The organism is Streptomyces sp. NPDC058534, assembly GCF_042717365.1.
Taxonomy (GTDB): domain Bacteria; phylum Actinomycetota; class Actinomycetes; order Streptomycetales; family Streptomycetaceae; genus Streptomyces.
Genome location: NZ_JBHXNW010000001.1, coordinates 140,885 through 157,030, shown reverse-complemented (window position 1 = coordinate 157,030; position 16,146 = coordinate 140,885). Strand labels below are relative to the sequence as shown.

General features: G+C 72.9%; 9 protein-coding genes. 4 read left to right on the top strand and 5 right to left on the bottom strand.

Features of this window, described 5'->3' with window-relative positions; translation table 11 throughout:
• Positions 1-180: 180 nt before the first annotated feature.
• Positions 181-2,925: a pyruvate, phosphate dikinase gene (gene ppdK, locus ACFWR9_RS00670; RefSeq protein ID WP_383833311.1), complete on the bottom strand. Its 2,745-nt coding sequence runs from the start codon at positions 2,923-2,925 to the stop codon at positions 181-183.
• 480 nt (positions 2,926-3,405) lie between these two features.
• Between ppdK and ACFWR9_RS00665 the strand changes: the two genes are divergently transcribed.
• Positions 3,406-5,340: a CDP-alcohol phosphatidyltransferase gene (locus ACFWR9_RS00665; protein ID WP_383833308.1), complete on the top strand. Its 1,935-nt coding sequence runs from the start codon at positions 3,406-3,408 to the stop codon at positions 5,338-5,340.
• On the opposite strand, the gene dusB is transcribed toward ACFWR9_RS00665, so the two are convergent.
• Positions 5,341-6,561 carry a tRNA dihydrouridine synthase DusB gene (gene dusB, locus ACFWR9_RS00660; RefSeq protein ID WP_383833305.1) on the bottom strand — a complete coding sequence of 407 codons (1,221 nt, stop codon included), beginning with the start codon at positions 6,559-6,561 and terminating at the stop codon, positions 5,341-5,343.
• A gap of 108 nt (positions 6,562-6,669) precedes the next feature.
• Here dusB and ACFWR9_RS00655 point away from each other — a divergent pair, with 108 nt between their 5' ends.
• Positions 6,670-8,115, top strand: coding sequence for an MFS transporter (locus tag ACFWR9_RS00655; RefSeq protein WP_383833302.1), 1,446 nt, complete (start codon positions 6,670-6,672; stop codon positions 8,113-8,115).
• A 140-nt stretch (positions 8,116-8,255) separates the two neighbouring features.
• Positions 8,256-9,017, top strand: a complete 762-nt coding sequence (locus tag ACFWR9_RS00650) for a class I SAM-dependent methyltransferase (protein ID WP_383833299.1) — start codon at positions 8,256-8,258, stop codon at positions 9,015-9,017.
• 31 nt (positions 9,018-9,048) lie between these two features.
• On the opposite strand, the gene ACFWR9_RS00645 is transcribed toward ACFWR9_RS00650, so the two are convergent.
• Together ACFWR9_RS00645 and ACFWR9_RS00640 are read right to left on the bottom strand one after the other, a co-directional pair.
• Entirely contained in the window at positions 9,049-13,410 is a 4,362-nt protein-coding gene (locus tag ACFWR9_RS00645; RefSeq protein WP_383833296.1) for an HAD-IC family P-type ATPase, read from the bottom strand.
• Between the two features lie 9 nt (positions 13,411-13,419).
• Complete coding sequence (locus tag ACFWR9_RS00640; RefSeq protein WP_383833293.1) at positions 13,420-14,193, bottom strand: histone H1-like repetitive region-containing protein; 774 nt, start codon at positions 14,191-14,193, stop codon at positions 13,420-13,422.
• A 238-nt stretch (positions 14,194-14,431) separates the two neighbouring features.
• On the opposite strand from ACFWR9_RS00640, the gene ACFWR9_RS00635 reads away from it, so the two are divergent.
• Positions 14,432-14,560: a hypothetical protein gene (locus ACFWR9_RS00635; protein ID WP_383833290.1), complete on the top strand. Its 129-nt coding sequence runs from the start codon at positions 14,432-14,434 to the stop codon at positions 14,558-14,560.
• 34 nt (positions 14,561-14,594) lie between these two features.
• On the opposite strand, the gene ACFWR9_RS00630 is transcribed toward ACFWR9_RS00635, so the two are convergent.
• Positions 14,595-15,815: an RNA-guided endonuclease InsQ/TnpB family protein gene (locus ACFWR9_RS00630; RefSeq protein WP_383833287.1), complete on the bottom strand. Its 1,221-nt coding sequence runs from the start codon at positions 15,813-15,815 to the stop codon at positions 14,595-14,597.
• Positions 15,816-16,146 lie beyond the last annotated feature (331 nt).

The window sequence follows — 16,146 nt, the reverse complement described above, 5'->3', positions numbered from 1 at the left end:
TGCTGCTGCTCAACTCACAGGGATTCACACCATGGAACTCGTCACAAACAGCGGGTGAACGCGGAGAGGCGGCACCCTCCGCACAGGGTGCCGCCTCCTCGCGTGGACCGGAGCCGCCGCCGATCGGTGAGGGTGGTCGGGTGACAGACGGCGGCTCCGGGGTCTTCGCTCCGCCCGGGTCTAACGGTGGTCGCTGCCCCTCGAGCGCGATGCCGCGCGGCCGGCCTCCAGGCGGGCGACCGGGATCCGGAACGGGGAGCAGGAGACGTAGTCCAGACCCACCTCGTGGAAGAAGTGGACCGACTCCGGGTCGCCGCCGTGTTCGCCGCAGACGCCGAGCTTCAGGTCGGGGCGGGTGGCGCGGCCGGCCTTCGCGGCGGCGGCGACCAGGGAGCCGACGCCGTCCTTGTCGATGGTCTCGAACGGGGAGACGCCGAAGATGCCCTTCTCCAGGTAGGCCGTGAAGAAGCTGGCCTCCACGTCGTCGCGGCTGAAGCCCCACACGGTCTGGGTCAGGTCGTTGGTGCCGAAGGAGAAGAACTGGGCGGCCTCGGCGATCTGACCGGCGGTCAGCGCGGCGCGCGGCAGCTCGATCATCGTGCCGATGGACAGCTTCAGCTTCGCGCCGGTGGCCGCCTCGACCTCGGCGATGACCTGGTCTGCCTCGTCGCGGACGATCTCCAGCTCCTGGACGGTGCCGACCAGCGGGATCATGATCTCGGCGCGCGGGTCGCCCTTGGCCGCCTTGCGCTCGGCCGCGGCCTCGGCGATCGCCCGGACCTGCATGGTGAACAGGCCGGGGATGACCAGGCCCAGGCGGACGCCGCGCAGACCCAGCATCGGGTTCTGCTCGTGCAGGCGGTGCACGGCCTGGAGCAGGCGCAGCTCGTTCTCGTGCGGCTCCTGCCGGGACTCGGCGAGCGCCACGCGGACCGACAGCTCGGTGATGTCGGGCAGGAACTCGTGCAGCGGCGGGTCCAGGAGGCGGACGGTGACCGGGAGTCCGTCCATCGACTCGAAGAGCTGGACGAAGTCCTGCTTCTGGAGCGGCAGCAGCTCCTTCAGGGACTCCTCGCGTACAGCCTCGGTGTCGGCCAGGATCAGCCGCTCCACCAGCTCGCGCCGGTCGCCGAGGAACATGTGCTCGGTGCGGCACAGGCCGATGCCCTGGGCGCCGAAGCGGCGGGCGCGCAGTGCGTCCTCGGCGTTGTCGGCGTTGGCGCGCACCCGCAGCCGGCGCTTGCGGTCGGCGAAGGCCATGATCCGGTGCACGGCCTCGACCAGCTCGTCGGCGTCCTCGGCGCCCGCGTGCATGCGGCCCTCGAAGTACTCCACGACCGGGGACGGCACGACCGGGACCTCGCCCAGGTAGACCTTGCCGGAGGAGCCGTCGATGGAGATGACGTCGCCCTCCTCGACGACGTGCCCGCCGGGCACGGTCATCCGGCGGCGCTTGGTGTCGACCTCCAGCTCCTCGGCGCCGCAGACACAGGTCTTGCCCATGCCGCGCGCGACCACGGCCGCGTGGGAGGTCTTGCCGCCGCGCGAGGTCAGGATGCCCTCGGCGGCGATCATGCCGTCCAGGTCGTCGGGGTTGGTCTCGCGGCGCACCAGGATGACCTTCTCGCCGGACCGGGACCACTTGACGGCGGTGTACGAGTCGAAGACCGCCTTGCCGACCGCCGCGCCCGGCGAGGCCGCGATGCCCCGGCCGACCTTCTCGACCTTCGCCTCGTCGTCGAAGCGGGGGAACATCAGCTGGGCCAGCTGGGCGCCGTTGACGCGCTGAAGGGCCTCCGCCTCGTCGATGAGGCCCTGGTCCACGAGCTGGGTGGCGATGCGGAAGGCCGCGCCCGCGGTGCGCTTGCCTACGCGGGTCTGGAGCATCCACAGCTGGCCGCGCTCGATGGTGAACTCGATGTCGCAGAGGTCCAGGTAGTGGTTCTCCAGCGTCTCCATGATCCGCATCAGCTGGTCGTACGACTTCTTGTCGATCGACTCCAGCTCGGCGAGGGCGACGGTGTTGCGGATGCCCGCGACGACGTCCTCGCCCTGGGCGTTCTCCAGGTAGTCGCCGTAGACGCCCTGGTGGCCGGAGGCGGGGTCGCGGGTGAAGGCGACGCCGGTGCCGCCGCCTCTGGATGTCGCAGTGGGGCCGAGGTTGCCGAAGACCATGGAGCAGACGTTGACGGCGGTGCCCAGGTCGTGCGGGATGCGCTCCTGGCGGCGGTAGAGCTTGGCGCGCTCGCCGTTCCAGGAGTCGAAGACGGCCTTGATGGCGAGGTCCATCTGCTCGCGCGGGTCCTGCGGGAAGTCCCGGCCCGCCTCGGCCTTGACGATCTTCTTGAACTTGGTGACGAGCTTCTTGAGGTCGGCGGCCTCCAGCTCGGTGTCGACCGCGACCTTCTTGGCCGCCTTCGCCGCCTCCAGCGCCTCCTCGAAGAGGTCGCCGTCGACGCCGAGGACGGTCTTGCCGAACATCTGGATCAGGCGGCGGTAGGAGTCCCAGGCGAACCGGTCGTCGCCGGCCTGCTGGGCCAGGCCCTGCACCGACTTGTCGGAGAGGCCGATGTTGAGGACCGTGTCCATCATGCCGGGCATGGAGAACTTGGCTCCGGAGCGGACCGACACGAGGAGCGGGTCGTCGGCCTGGCCGAGCTTCTTGCCCATCTTCGCTTCGAGGGCGTCGAGGTGCGCACTCACCTCGTCACGCAGTGCCGCCGGTTCCTCGCCGCTGTCGAGGTAGGTCTTGCACGCCTCGGTGGTGATCGTGAAGCCGGGAGGGACCGGAAGGCCCAGGTTGGTCATCTCGGCGAGGTTCGCGCCCTTGCCACCGAGGAGGTCCTTGAGGTCCTTGTTGCCCTCGGTGAAGTCGTAAACGAACTTCGCCGCGTTCGTTACCTGGGGATCTTTGTTTTCCGACACGGGTCTCGACTCCTCGAAGACGCGGTGGCTGCCCTGACGGCGAGGAATCTACCCAGATCAAAGGCCCCTGGGTACGTCCACTTGTGCGTCATGCGCCTGTAACCACCCGTCCGCCAGCGGATCGAAAGTCAAGGCTTGGCAAGCGACCGACCGAGTATGTTTTCACTTCTTGAACGAATGAACTCCCAGACATCCCGTTGAGCGCTCATGTGAGCGGCATTCGCTACGTTTGAGTTCGATCGATGAACGATCAAGGTGTGGCACTGAGTGCCACACCTTGGAGAAGTGGAGTCGCTCAAGATCCGCTCATCTGAGCGCCTCTGCTATCAGAGGTGGCGAGAATCACGCTGCCACAGGCCGCGGGTTTTCACCATGCGGACGGGTGAACGGACCACCCGCCAGGGACGTACGTCACTGCGGCGGGTCCGGCCCCCTCGCCGGGCCCGCCGTCCACCGGGATTCGTACGGAAGGACCTCCGGGTGCCTGTCTTCACGCGCTTTCGCCAGCCACCGACCCCGGCCGGGGAGCCGCACGAACCCGGTGGGTCCGGCGAGACCGACGAGGCGGGCGCACCGGACGAGCCGAGCACGCCGGACGAACCCGACGAACCGCACGAGCCCGATGTGGTCGAGCCCGACGACCCCGGGGAGGCCATCGAGCGCGACCCTGCCGCCGAAACCGAAACCGAAACCGAAACCGAGACGGAGCCCGACCCCGCCGCCGAGCCCCAGCCCGCCGCGTCCCGCCGCGCCCACTGGCGGGCCTGGCGCACCCGGCACCCCCGTGCCGCCCTCGTCCTGCGCCGGACGACGACCGTCCTCGCCGCCGTGCTGGTGCTCGGGGCGCTGCTGCTGCCGAACACCTTCGTCGCGCTGGAGCCCAACCGGTTCGCGCGGATTCCGGCGGAGGCGGTCATCGCGGCGGTGCTGCTGCTCTGCCTGCCGCGTGCCGCGCGCCGGGTGGCGGCGGCGCTCTTCGGTGTCGGCCTGGGCGTGCTGACCGTGCTGAACCTGCTCGACATGGGCTTCACCGAGTACCTGGGGCGGGGCTTCAACGTCGTCCTCGACTGGGGTCTGCTGGACGACGCCCAGTCGTACGTGGCGGACTCGATGGGCGGGGCGGCGGCGGCCTGGGCGGCCGTGGGCGCGGTGCTGCTCGTGGTGCTGGTGCTGGTGGTGATGGCCCTGGCGGCGGTCCGGCTCGGGGAACTGCTCGCCGCGCACCGGGAGCGGGCGGCCAGGGGCGCGCTGATGGCGGCCACCGTGTGGATGACCTGCGTGGCGCTGGGCGTGCAGACCTTCGGCGTGCCGGTCGCCACCCGGAGCGCCTCCGGGGTGCTGGAGGCGCAGGCCCACCGGGTGGTGGACACGCTGCGCGACGAGGCGGCGTTCGCGAAGGAGGCGAAGGCGGACCGGTTCGGCGCCACGCCCGGCGCGCAGCTGGTGCCCGACCTGCGCGGCAAGGACATGATCTTCACGTTCATCGAGAGCTACGGCCGCAGCGCCATCGAGGACCCGGTGACGGCGCCCGGCGTCGGCCGGACCCTGGACGCGGGCACGAAGGCGCTCGCCGAGAAGGGCTTCCGGGCGAAGAGCGGCTGGCTGACGTCGGCGACGTTCGGCGGCAGCAGCTGGCTCGGCCACTCCACGTTCCTGTCGGGGCTGTGGGTGGACAACCAGCAGCGGTACCGCACCGTCACCGCCGGCGACCACCTCACCCTCACCAAGGCGTTCCAGAAGACCGGCGACTGGGACACGGTCGGCGTGATGCCGGGGGTGCAGAAGGCGTGGCCGGAGTCGGAGTGGTACGGCCTCGACAAGGTCTACGACGCGTTCGACGTGGGCTACCGGGGGCCGAAGTTCAGCTGGTCCACCATGCCGGACCAGTACGCGCTGGAGGCGTTCCAGCGCCTGGAGCACGGCAGGGAGCGGGACAAGCCGCTGATGGCGGAGATCATCCTGACCTCCAGCCACCAGCCCTGGGCGCCGCTGCCGAGGATGGTCGGCTGGGACGAGGTCGGCGACGGGTCGGTGTACGACGGCATCGAGGCGTCGGGGGTGGAGGCGTCGGACATCATCGCCGACTCCACCCGCTCCAAGGAGGAGTACGGCAAGTCGATCGAGTACTCGGTGACCAGCCTCACCCAGTGGCTGGAGCGCTACGGCACCGACGACACGGTCCTCGTCTTCCTCGGCGACCACCAGCCGCTCACCCGGGTCAGCGGGGACAAGGCGAGCCGGGACGTCCCGGTGTCGGTCGTGGCCAAGGACCCGAAGGTGCTCGACGCGATCGACGACTGGAACTGGACGGAGGGGCTGAAGCCCGCCGAGGACGCGCCGGTGTGGCGGATGAGTTCCTTCCGCGACCGCTTCCTGACCGCGTACGGCTCCACCCCGCACCCCACCACGGGCTGATCAGCCGCCGGAGGTGTCCAGCTCCGCGTCCGCGCCGACGCCCGCGCAGTCGTACGGGTCCTTCAGCCAGCCGTCCGGCAGGACCACCCGGTTGTTGCCGGAGGTGCGGCCGCGCGGGCCGTCGGCGCCGGTGGGCCAGGGCTGGTCCAGGTCGAGTTCGTCGAGGCCCGCGCGCAGCGCCTCCAGGGATGAGGTGATCGCGAGACGCTTGCGCATCTCGGAGCCGACCGCGAAGCCCTTGAGGTACCAGGCGACGTGCTTGCGGAAGTCGATGACGCCGCGCGCCTCTCCCGCCCGTCGCCCACCACCACCCTCAACGGTGGCCCTCCGGGCCGTCCCTCCATTTTCGATCCACTCCCCCAGCAGCGTGGCGTGCCGGACCATCACGTCGGCGACCTCGCGCAGGGTGGGCCGGGCGAAGGCGTCGGTGCGGCCCTCGAAGGCGGCGACCAGGTCGGCGAAGAGCCACGGCCGCCCCAGGCAGCCGCGCCCGACGACCACGCCGTCGCAGCCGGTCTCGCGGACCATGCGCAGCGCGTCCTCGGCGGACCAGATGTCGCCGTTGCCGAGCACCGGGATCTCCGGGACGTGCTCCTTGAGGCGGGCGATGGCGTCCCAGTCGGCGGTGCCGCCGTAGTGCTGGGCGGTGGTGCGGCCGTGCAGGGCGATGGCGGTCACGCCCTCCTCGACGGCGATCCGGCCGGCGTCGAGGAAGGTGAGGTGGTCGTCGTCGATGCCCTTGCGCATCTTCATGGTGACGGGCAGGTCACCGGCGCCGGTGACGGCCTCGCGGACGATGGCGCGCAGCAGGTTCCGCTTGTACGGGAGGGCCGAGCCGCCGCCCTTGCGGGTCACCTTGGGCACGGGGCAGCCGAAGTTCAGGTCGATGTGGTCGGCGAGGCCCTCCTCCGCGATCATGCGGACGGCCTTGCCGACGGTCACCGGGTCGACGCCGTACAGCTGGATCGAGCGCGGTGTCTCGGTCGCGTCGAAGTGGATCAGCTGCATGGTCTTCTCGTTGCGCTCGACCAGCGCCCGGGTCGTGATCATCTCGCTCACGAACAGGCCCTTGCCCCCGCTGAACTCCCTGCACAGGGTGCGGAACGGCGCGTTGGTGATCCCGGCCATCGGGGCCAGCACGACGGGGGGCGCGACGGTGTGCGGGCCGATCCGCAGGGGTGCGGCGGTGGTGCCGGGGGCGGGCGTGGTGAGCGTGGACATTCCTCCATTGTCACGTACGCGGGGCAGTGCTCGCCGGGCCGCGGGGCCGAAGATCATGTATTGGTCATTAGTTAGCCGCACTATCGAAATGGGCGTACGATGGCGCCCATGCCGCAGCTCACCCACCGCCGACGCATGCTCGTCCTGGCCATCTGCTGCATGAGTCTGCTGATCGTGAGCATCGACAACACGATCCTCAACGTGGCCCTGCCCTCCATGCAGCGCGATTTCGGCGCGAGCACGTCGGGGCTCCAGTGGGCGGTCGACGCGTACACGCTGGTGCTGGCCGCGCTGCTGATGCTGGCCGGCTCCACGGCCGACCGGATCGGCCGCAAGCGAGTCTTCATGACCGGCCTGGTGGTCTTCACACTGGGCTCGCTGCTGTGCTCGCTGGCGCCCGACCTGTCCTCGCTGGTCGTCTTCCGGATGATTCAGGCGGTGGGCGGTTCGATGCTCAACCCGGTCGCCATGTCGATCATCACCAACACCTTCACCGACCCGCGCGAGCGGGCCCGCGCGATCGGGGTGTGGGGCGCGGTGGTCGGCATCTCTATGGCGGCGGGGCCACTGGTGGGCGGCGTACTGGTGGAGTCGGTCGGCTGGCGCTCGATCTTCTGGGTCAACCTGCCGGTGGGCCTCGCCGCCCTGCTGCTCACCCTGCGCTACGTCCCCGAGTCCCGGGCGCCGAAGGCCCGCCGGCCCGACCCGCTGGGCCAGCTGATGGTGATCGTGCTGTTCGGCTCCCTGACATACGCGATCATCGAGGCGCCGAACGCCGGGCTCGCGGCGGTGCTGCCCTTCGCCGCGCTCGCGCTGGCCGCGCTGGCCGGCCTGCTCCTGCACGAGCCCCGGCGCGCCGAACCCCTCATCGACCTGCGTTTCTTCCGGTCGGCGCCGTTCAGCGGGGCCACCGTCATAGCGATCAGCGCGTTCGCGGCGCTGGGCGGTTTCCTGTTCCTGTCCACGCTGTACCTCCAGAACGTGCGCGGACTGAGCGCCCTGGAGGCCGGGTTGTGGATGCTGCCGATGGCCGTCCCGACCTTCCTGTGCGCCCCGCTGTCCGGGCGGCTGGTCGGCAGCCGGGGTCCGCGGCTGCCGCTGCTGATCGCGGGCGGCGCGCTGACCGTGAGCGGGGCGCTGTTCGCCGCCTTCGAGGCCGAGACCTCCGACGTCACCCTGTTCATCGGCTACGTCCTGTTCGGCGTCGGCTTCGGCTTCGTCAACGCGCCCATCACCAACACGGCCGTCTCCGGCATGCCCCGCGCCCAGGCCGGGGTGGCCGCGGCCGTCGCCTCCACCAGCCGCCAGCTGGGCCAGACGCTCGGCGTGGCCGTGGTCGGCGCGGTGCTGGCGGCGGGCGTGGGCGCCTCGTCGTACCGGGACACCTTCGTCTCGGCGTCCCGCCCCGGCTGGTGGATCCTGGCCACCTGCGGCCTCGCGGTCCTCGTCCTGGGCGCCGCCACCACCGGCCGCTGGGCCCGTCGCACGGCGGAACGAACCGCCGAGCACCTGGAGTCGACGGAGGTACGGGAGGCGGCGCGGGCGGGGGCGTGACGTTCCGTCCGGAGGCAGCGCGTCGCACGCCCGCGCCCCGTAATTGCCTGGCCACCGCATAACCCCGCAACTACCCTGCGACACCGTGGTGTCAGAGACAGGGCGACCGGCCGGGACTCCGGCCGAAAGGGGCGGGGTACATGGACGCGGCCGACTTCTACACCGGCATCGTGGCGGAGTCCTACGCCCCGCTGAAGTCCTTCTCCCCGGAGCCCGAGCCGTACGCGGCCTTCGTGCGTGAGGCCGGCGGACCGGCGCTGGAGCTGGGCTGCGGAGACGGCGACCCGCTGCTCGCGCTGCGCCGGCAGGGCCTGGACGTCGAGGGCGTTGACTCCTCCGCGGACATGCTGGAGCGCTGCCGCGCGCGGGCCGCCCGGGAGGGCGTCACCGTCACCGTGCACCACCAGCGGATGGAGGAACTCGACCTGGAACGCCGGTTCCGGGCGGTCTTCCTGGCCGGGCCGACCTTCAACCTGCTGCCGGACGACGCCACCGCAGAGGCCGCCCTGCGCCGCGTCCGGGAGCACCTCGCCGAGGGCGGCACGGCCCTGATCCCCCTCCACGTCCCCTCCCCCACGCGCGCGGAGCAGATCGGCGTGGTCCGCACCGCCACCGCCGCCGACGGCGCCGAGCTGCGCTTCTCGATGGTCTCCGAGCAACGGGAAGAGGCCGTCCGCACCCAGACCGCCGTACTACGTTACGAGCGCCACCGGGACGGGGAGAGCACGGCCGTGGAGCGCACCTGGCCGCTGCACTGGTACCGCAGGTCCGACTTCGAGAAGCTCGCCGCGGCGGCCGGGCTGGTCCCGGTGTCGGTCACCGACGCCGACGGGGCGGAGGCCGACGACGACGCCACCTACCTGACCTTCCGGCTCCGGGCCGCCGAACCGGCGGACGGCTGAAAGCGGAGAGGGGCGAGCTGCGCGTCCCGCCTCAGCGCAGCGGATTCGGCAGCCGTTCCGCCACCATCGGCCAGTACTTCAGGACCGCCTCCTCCACCTCCGGCAGCGCTCGCTGGCCCGCCAGGGCCAGGACGATCGCCGCGGCCACGCCCGTCCACGCGACCGGGCCCAGCGGGGTGCAGCCGAAGAGGCGGCTCACGCCCGGGGTCTGGACGAGGGCGACCAGGGCGGCGGCCGAGCCCAGGGACGTGACCTGGACCAGACGGCTGTCGCGGCGGTCGGCGAGGGTCTGGGCGAGCTGGGTGCCGACCACGGCGCACAGGGCCATCGTCGTCGAACGACGGTCCGTGCCCGGCGTGAAGCGGCCGAACAGCCAGGCCGCGGTCGCCCCGAGCACCGTGGTCAGGGCCCGGTGCCGGATCTGCCGCAACAAGGGCTCGCCCAGCACCGCGGTGCCCAGCGGCGCGCCCGCGTCGGCGGCCTCCTGCTCGGGATCCCCCGTGCGCGTCACCGCGACCGCCATCGCCGGGAACAGGTCGGTGAAGAGGTTCACCAGCAGCATCTGACGGGTCGACAGCGGCGCGGAACCGCTCAGCACCGTGCCGAGGATGCCGAAGCCGACCTCGCCCGCGTTGCCGCCGATCAGGATGGCGATGGCGTCGGCGACGCTGTGCCACAGCGCCCGGCCCTCCCGGACCGCCTCCACCAGCACCAGCAGGTCGTCCCCCGTCACCACCAGGTCGGCGGCGTTGCGGGCGGCGGCCGAGCCGCGGGCGCTGATGCCGACGCCGATGTCGGCGGCGCGGATGGCGGCGGCGTCGTTGGCACCGTCGCCGACCATGCCGACGACCCGCCCGGCGTCCCGCAGCGACTCGACGACCTGGAGCTTCTGCTCCGGCGCCACCCGGGCCACGACGTCCGCGTCGCGCAGCATCCGGGAGCGCGCCGTACGGTCGGCGGCGGCGAGTTCGTCGCCGGTGACCACGACCGCGTCCTCGGGCCAGCCCAGGTCGACGGCGATGGCGTGGGCGGTCTGCGGGTGGTCGCCGGTCAGCACCACGGGCCGTACGCCCGCCTCGCGCAGCCCGCGCACCAGCGCCGGGGACGTCTCGCGGGGTACGTCGGCCAGCGCCAGCAGCCCCGTGAACTCCAGCTTCGCCGGCTGCTGTTCGAGGACGTCGGCGGCCTTCTCACCCCGGCGCAGGGGGCGGGCGGCCACCGCGATGATGCGCAGTCCGTCGCCGGCCAGGGCCTGCGCCACCTCCAGGGTGCGCGACGGCAGGTCGGCGCAGGCAGGCAGCACCGTCTCCGGGGCGCCCTTGACCACCAGCGTCGCGGGCCCGCCGGCGCGGTCCCGTCCGACGGCGGCGGCGTAACCGCGCGAGGTCTCGAAGGGCAGGCCCTCCACCTGCGTCCACCCCGGGTCGTCGCCGGCCGCGTCCAGGACCGCCTCGTCGGTGGCGTGGGTGGGCCGGGCCCCGTCGCCGTTCAGCCGGGGGACGGCGCGCGCGGCGGTCCGTACGGCGTCGGCCGCTTCCGGGTCGCCCACCTTGCGGACCGTGCCGTCGGCGCCCGCGACGCGTGTCAGCCGCAGTCTGTTCTCGGTGAGCGTGCCGGTCTTGTCGAAGCAGATGGTGTCCATCCGGCCCAGCGCCTCCAGCGTGCGCGGGGTGCGCACGAGGACCCCGCGACGGCTCAGCCGCCGGGCCGCCGCGAGCTGTGCCACCGTCGCCACCAGGGGCAGCCCCTCGGGCACGGCGGCCACCGCGACCGACACCCCGCCGGCGACGGCCCGCCGGACCGGCGCCCCGCGCAGCAGCGACAGACCGGTGACCGCGGCCCCGCCCGCCAGGGTGAGCGGCAGCGCCTTGCGGGTCAGTTCCTGGAGCCTGGCCTGCACCCCGGCCGCCGCGGGCGTCCGGGCGGCGAGCGCCACCGCCCGCGCCGCCTCGGTGTGGTCGCCGATGTCGACGACGACGGCCCGGGCGCGGCCGGCCACCACGGTCGTGCCCTCGAAGACCATGCAGTACCGCTCGGCCACCGGGGCCTTGGGCGCCGGGTCCACGCTCTTGTCCACCGGCAGCGACTCACCGGTCAGCGCGGACTCGTCCACCTCCAGACCGTCCTCCCACAGCAGCCGGGCGTCGGCCGGGACGACGTCGTCCGTCTTCAGTTCGATCACGTACCCCGGGTGCAGCCGGGCCGCGTCCATGATGCGCGGCTCGCCCTCCCGTTCGGGCTCCTCGGTGACCCGGGCCTTCTGCGTCTGCTCGGCCAGCAGCCCGGACAGCGCCCGTTCGGCGCGCAGCCGCTGGAAGCCGCCGACCAGCGCGTTCAGGTCGAGCGCCCCGACCACCAGCAGGGCGTCCACGACCGACCCGAGGATCGCGGAGGCCGCCGAGCCGACCGCGAGCACCGGGGTGAGCGGATCGTCCAGCTCCCCGCGGACCGCCCGGGCCAGCTCCCACGACCAGAACGCCGGGGCCAGCACCGGTACCCGGCCCGCCCGGTCGGCGACCGCGCGCAGCCGGGCCGCGGCCTGCTCGACGACGGTCGGCTCGGGCTCGATCTCCCGCTCCAGGCGGTCCCGTACGGCGTCCGGGGCCAGCGCGTGCCACGCCACCCGCGCCCGGGGATGCGGGGCGCGGGCCATCGCCACGCCGAGCGCGGCGCGCGTCCCGGACAGCAGGGCCACCGCCGCGCTCGCGTCGACCGGCGCGTGCCGCAGCCCGGACAGCGCGATGAAACTCCGCCTGCCGCCGCGCCGGCCGCGCGCCTCGCCGACCGCCACCAGCAGCCCGGACAGCGCGGCACCCGACCGGGCCAGTGTCTGCGAGCGCCGCCCGATGGCACGGGCCGCGGGCACCGCCCGCAGCAGCCGCCACACGTCGGCGAGCCCCTGCGGAGCGATCACGTCCGCGCCCCACGCCACCGGGGAGTCCGCGTCGGCCAGGGCGACGGCCACGTCCCCGCCGAGCAGCCCGGCCAGCACCGATTCGTCGTCGTCGGGCCGGGGCCGTACGACCGTGACGACGCCGCCCTCGGGGCGCAGTTCGGCCACGACGTCCGCGAGCGGGCGCCGCGCGTCGACGACCTGGTCCGCGAGGCCGGTGAAGTCGGCCAGCGCCGGGTCCTGGACCATCACCACGCGCAGGCCGGCGCGCCGGGCCGCGTCCAGCACGTCCTCGGTCCACGGGTCGGCGCCGTCGTCCGGCAGCCGCAGCGCGCTCGGGTGCAGCACGACCGTGCGGGCCATCTCCAGCTGCCGCAGCCGTCCGGGGTCGCGCACCAGCACACCGGTACGGGACAGGGCGGCGCTCAGTACGGCGTGGAAGGCGGCGGGACCGTACCGCGCGGCCTTGGGCGAGCCGGCCAGCACGGCCTCGGCCGCCTCGGCCACGTCGTGCTTGACCAGCAGCGTCGCCGCGGCGCCCGCCACGCTGCCGGCCGAGGCGTGGGCGGCGTAGTCCTGGGCCGGGGAGCTGCGCGGCGCCGGGCGCAGCGTGAGGTCGGCGGGCAGGCTGCCGCGGCCGGGGGCGCAGAGCTGGTCGTGCACCACCTCGAAGGCCGCCGTCCGTGCCACCGCCTCCGTCAACTGGCAGGCGCGCAGCGCCCCGTCGAGCACCAGCGAGGTGGGGCTCTGCCCGGCGCCGTGCACGGCGGCGTTGGCGGCGGCCAGCGCCACGTCCATGCGGTGGTCGCCCATCCGGTCGCGCAGCCAGGCGCGGAAGGCCGGGTTCTCGCGCAGCAGTGTCGCCACGGCGGTGATCAGGCGGGGCGAGGGCGGCAGCCGCAGGCGCGCGCCGGTCACGGCGGCGGCGATGCCGAGGACGTCGGCGCCGAGGGCGGTCGCGGCGACGCGGACCGAGGCCGGGTCGCCGGGGTGGGCCAGTTCGTCCACCTGGTCGCCGACGTCCTGCCGGTCCCGTCGGTCCGTCCGGGTGAGTCCGTGCCGCTCGGCGAGTTCGGTGGCGTGGTCCACGACGGAGTCGGTCAGCTCCTCCTCGGTCGCGGTCACCACCAGCCTGGCGAGGCCGGTGTCCCAGTAGGCGACCAGCACGTCCGGGTGTTCGGCCACCGCCGCGGCCACCCGTCGCGCGACGCGTTCCGTGCCGCCCGCCAGGCGCACCTCGTCGGCCGCCGCCGGGCGGAGCGCGAGGTGGGCCCGGGGCCCGGCCCGCCACTCCCGGGTGGAGCCGGGCAGCGCGGACCGGGCGACCCGTGCCGCGCGTGCGGCGAAGTCGGCGCCCCGCACACCGGCCCGCGCGGTGCCCGCGACCGCCCCGGCCGCGGCGCCCACGGCGGGTGCGGTGCCGCGCGCGAGCAGCCTGGGGCCGGCCAGTACGAGTCCGGTGACGGCGTCCTGGGACCGCGTCAGCAGCGCGCCGACCATGGCCGTGGCTCAGCCCGTCTTGCGCGTGCGCGAGGCGGCGGCCGTCTTACGGCTGCCCGCCGAGCCCGAGGCGGAGGGACGGCTGGACGCCGCCTTCTTTCCCGAGCGGCTCCTGCTCCGTGCGGGTGACGCGGTCTTCTTCGCGGGGGCTTTCCTGGCGGCGGTCTTCTTGGCGGCGGTCTTCTTCGCCGTCGCCTTCTTGGCGGTCGCCTTCTTGGCGGTCGCCTTCTTGGCGGTCGCCTGCTTCGCCGTCGCCTTCTTCGCCGTCGCCTTCTTCGCGGTCGCCTTCTTCGCCGCGGCGGACTTCGTGGCGGCGGCCTTCGTGGCGGGCGACTTGGCGGTGGACTTCGTGGCGGTGGTCTTCTTCGCCGCGGCCTTCTTCGCCGCGGCCGACTTCGAGGCGGCCGACTTCGAGGCGGTCGACTTCGCCGCCGCGGTCTTGGCGGTGCTCTTCCTGGCGGCGGCGCTCTTCTTGGCGGCCTCGGTACCACCGGTGCCCCGCGCGGCGGCCCCGTTCCCGTTCCGCCGCCGCCGTGACTGCGTCAGCCAGGCCACCGCCGCTCCGGTGAGCGCCACCGGCCACTCCACCAGTCCGGCGACGCCCAGCACCCCCGCACCCGTGTACACGATCACGCGCCGCCCGCGCGGCGACACCGCGCCGATCCGTTCCAGCGCGCCCTCGGCGGCTTTACCGACCGTCGTGGCGCCCGGCACCTTCCGTACCGTGGAAGCGGCCGCGTGCAACGGCCGCGGGAGTGTCTGCGCCGACTTCTGCTCAGCCATGACTGTTCGTCCTCGCCCTGTCCGTGCGGTGGGAAACCCTGGGAACATCACCTTCCGCACAACTCCGCGTTCCCGCACCTCGGGCGTCACCCCGACGGCGTCACGCCTGCGCAACCCACCTCACCGCACCCACCGGGAGGCCCGCATGATCCCCCGGCCGCCCATAGTGGCTGAACATGCAGTACTACCAAGCAGGTCCCGAGCCTGCCCGCACGCCCCGGCACGAGCGGCGGCCAATATGGCACCCTCCCTGATGGCCCAGACCTGGAACCACTACAACGGCGCCCTCAAGGGCCTGATGACGTGGTCCCTCAACTTGGACAGCTCGAAGAACCACTGGACCACTGGACCTTCGGCGACAACTTGAATCCTCCCCTCCCTGGAAGCAGGGGATTCCTGGCTCAGGCTGCCTCCTGGAGCGGCGCTCCAGGAGGTCTTGTGCCATCGACACCAGCCGGGTTGAGACCAGCCCGGACGAGCATGACGCGTGCGGAGTTCTTGTCCCGTGGGGACGCGGTTCCGCAGGCGGTGCAGGTGTAGGTGCGCTCACCCAGCGGCAGTGCGTGCTTGGCTCTCGCTCCGCACTGCGCGCAGTCCATCGTGGTGTACGCGGGGTGGACCAGGCGGATGTCCCGCCCGTGTTTGCGGCCCATCTCGATCAGAGCGGCCTTGGTGGCGCCGATGGCGGCGTCCGCGGCCTTGCGGGCCATCGTGGACTTGGCCAGGAACTTCGGACGGAAATCCTCGACGGCGACAGCATCATGGTCGCGAACGGCCTTCTTGGCCCACTTGCGACCGGTGTCCCGCCGCTGCCTGGCGACCTTCTTGTGCGCCTTCGCCCGCAGCCTCTTCGCCGCGCGATAGCCCCTCGACCCGGACGTCCCCTTCTTCGGCCTGCGGCGGGCCATCATCCGGTCGTACCGGCCCAGCCTCACCCGCGCCCTCCCGCCGTGCCCGGCATGCGGCAGGTCGTGCGCGTCGGACGTCGTGGTCGCCGTCTGCCTCACACCCCAGTCGACACCAAGGACCCGGCCCGTCCTGGGCAGGGGCTGGACCTGGGCGGGGACGACAAAGGAGCAGTACCAGTGCCCGAGGCTGTCCTGGTACACGCGTACCGAGGACGGCTCGGCCGGCAACTCCCGCGACCACACCACCGACACGACGATCCCGCCCGCCAGGTGCAGCCGACCCTCCTTCAGCCGAAACCCACGCCGGGTGTAGTTGAGCGTCAGCAGTGCCTCACGCCTGGTCTTCCATGTCGGCATCCCGGCCCGGCGCACCACCGGCAGGCCCGCTGCGATGTCCTGCTGCGCCTTGGCGCGGGAGCGGCCGAAGTCGCGGATGATCTGCTGCTGAGGAACGCACGAACCCTCCCGCAGCCACGGCGTACGGGCGCGGGCCCCGGTCAGCATCCTGTCCAGCTGAGCCGGGCCGCACGCGGCCTTCTCACCGGTCGCCCTATTGTGCAGATGCACCGCCCTCGACCTGGCGACGCACTCGTTCCAGAGCCAGCGACACCGGCCCCACTCCGCCGCCAGGGACGCGCGGGCCGTGGACGACACCCGCAACCGGAAGGTGTACCGGGCATGCCCGGCCCGTTCATTCGCACCCACCTGCGACATCTCGCCCCCTTCACGAACGCGACCAGGACACCGTGCCGTCCCGAACCCTGCGAAGGACCATACGTACGACACCCGCACACACACCCGCCCATCCCGCAACCACCACCCCGACCAGCGACTACAGGAACACGTGTTCGCATTACCTTGGGTCATGCCGTTGCAAGGATCAGGTGAAGACCATGCAGGCCCAAAGACGCCAAACGCCCACCCCTCACCCGACCGAGACGGGTGGTGGGTGGGCACAGGCCCGGGGGTGCCCGGGGGGGGGGCCCCCGGGGAGGGCCCCCCCCCGCCGCCCCCCCCCCCCCCCCCGCGCGACCCACCCCCCCCC

What these genes read in the sequence shown, in the direction of transcription:
- dusB (WP_383833305.1), bottom strand. Translation starts at nt 6,561, where the DNA reads ATGTCCACGCTCACCACGCCCGCCCCCGGCACCACCGCCGCACCCCTG.
- ACFWR9_RS00655 (WP_383833302.1), top strand. Translation starts at nt 6,670, where the DNA reads ATGCCGCAGCTCACCCACCGCCGACGCATGCTCGTCCTGGCCATCTGC.
- ACFWR9_RS00650 (WP_383833299.1), top strand. Translation starts at nt 8,256, where the DNA reads ATGGACGCGGCCGACTTCTACACCGGCATCGTGGCGGAGTCCTACGCC.
- ACFWR9_RS00645 (WP_383833296.1), bottom strand. Translation starts at nt 13,410, where the DNA reads ATGGTCGGCGCGCTGCTGACGCGGTCCCAGGACGCCGTCACCGGACTC.
- ACFWR9_RS00640 (WP_383833293.1), bottom strand. Translation starts at nt 14,193, where the DNA reads ATGGCTGAGCAGAAGTCGGCGCAGACACTCCCGCGGCCGTTGCACGCG.
- ACFWR9_RS00635 (WP_383833290.1), top strand. Translation starts at nt 14,432, where the DNA reads ATGGCACCCTCCCTGATGGCCCAGACCTGGAACCACTACAACGGCGCC.
- ACFWR9_RS00630 (WP_383833287.1), bottom strand. Translation starts at nt 15,815, where the DNA reads ATGTCGCAGGTGGGTGCGAATGAACGGGCCGGGCATGCCCGGTACACC.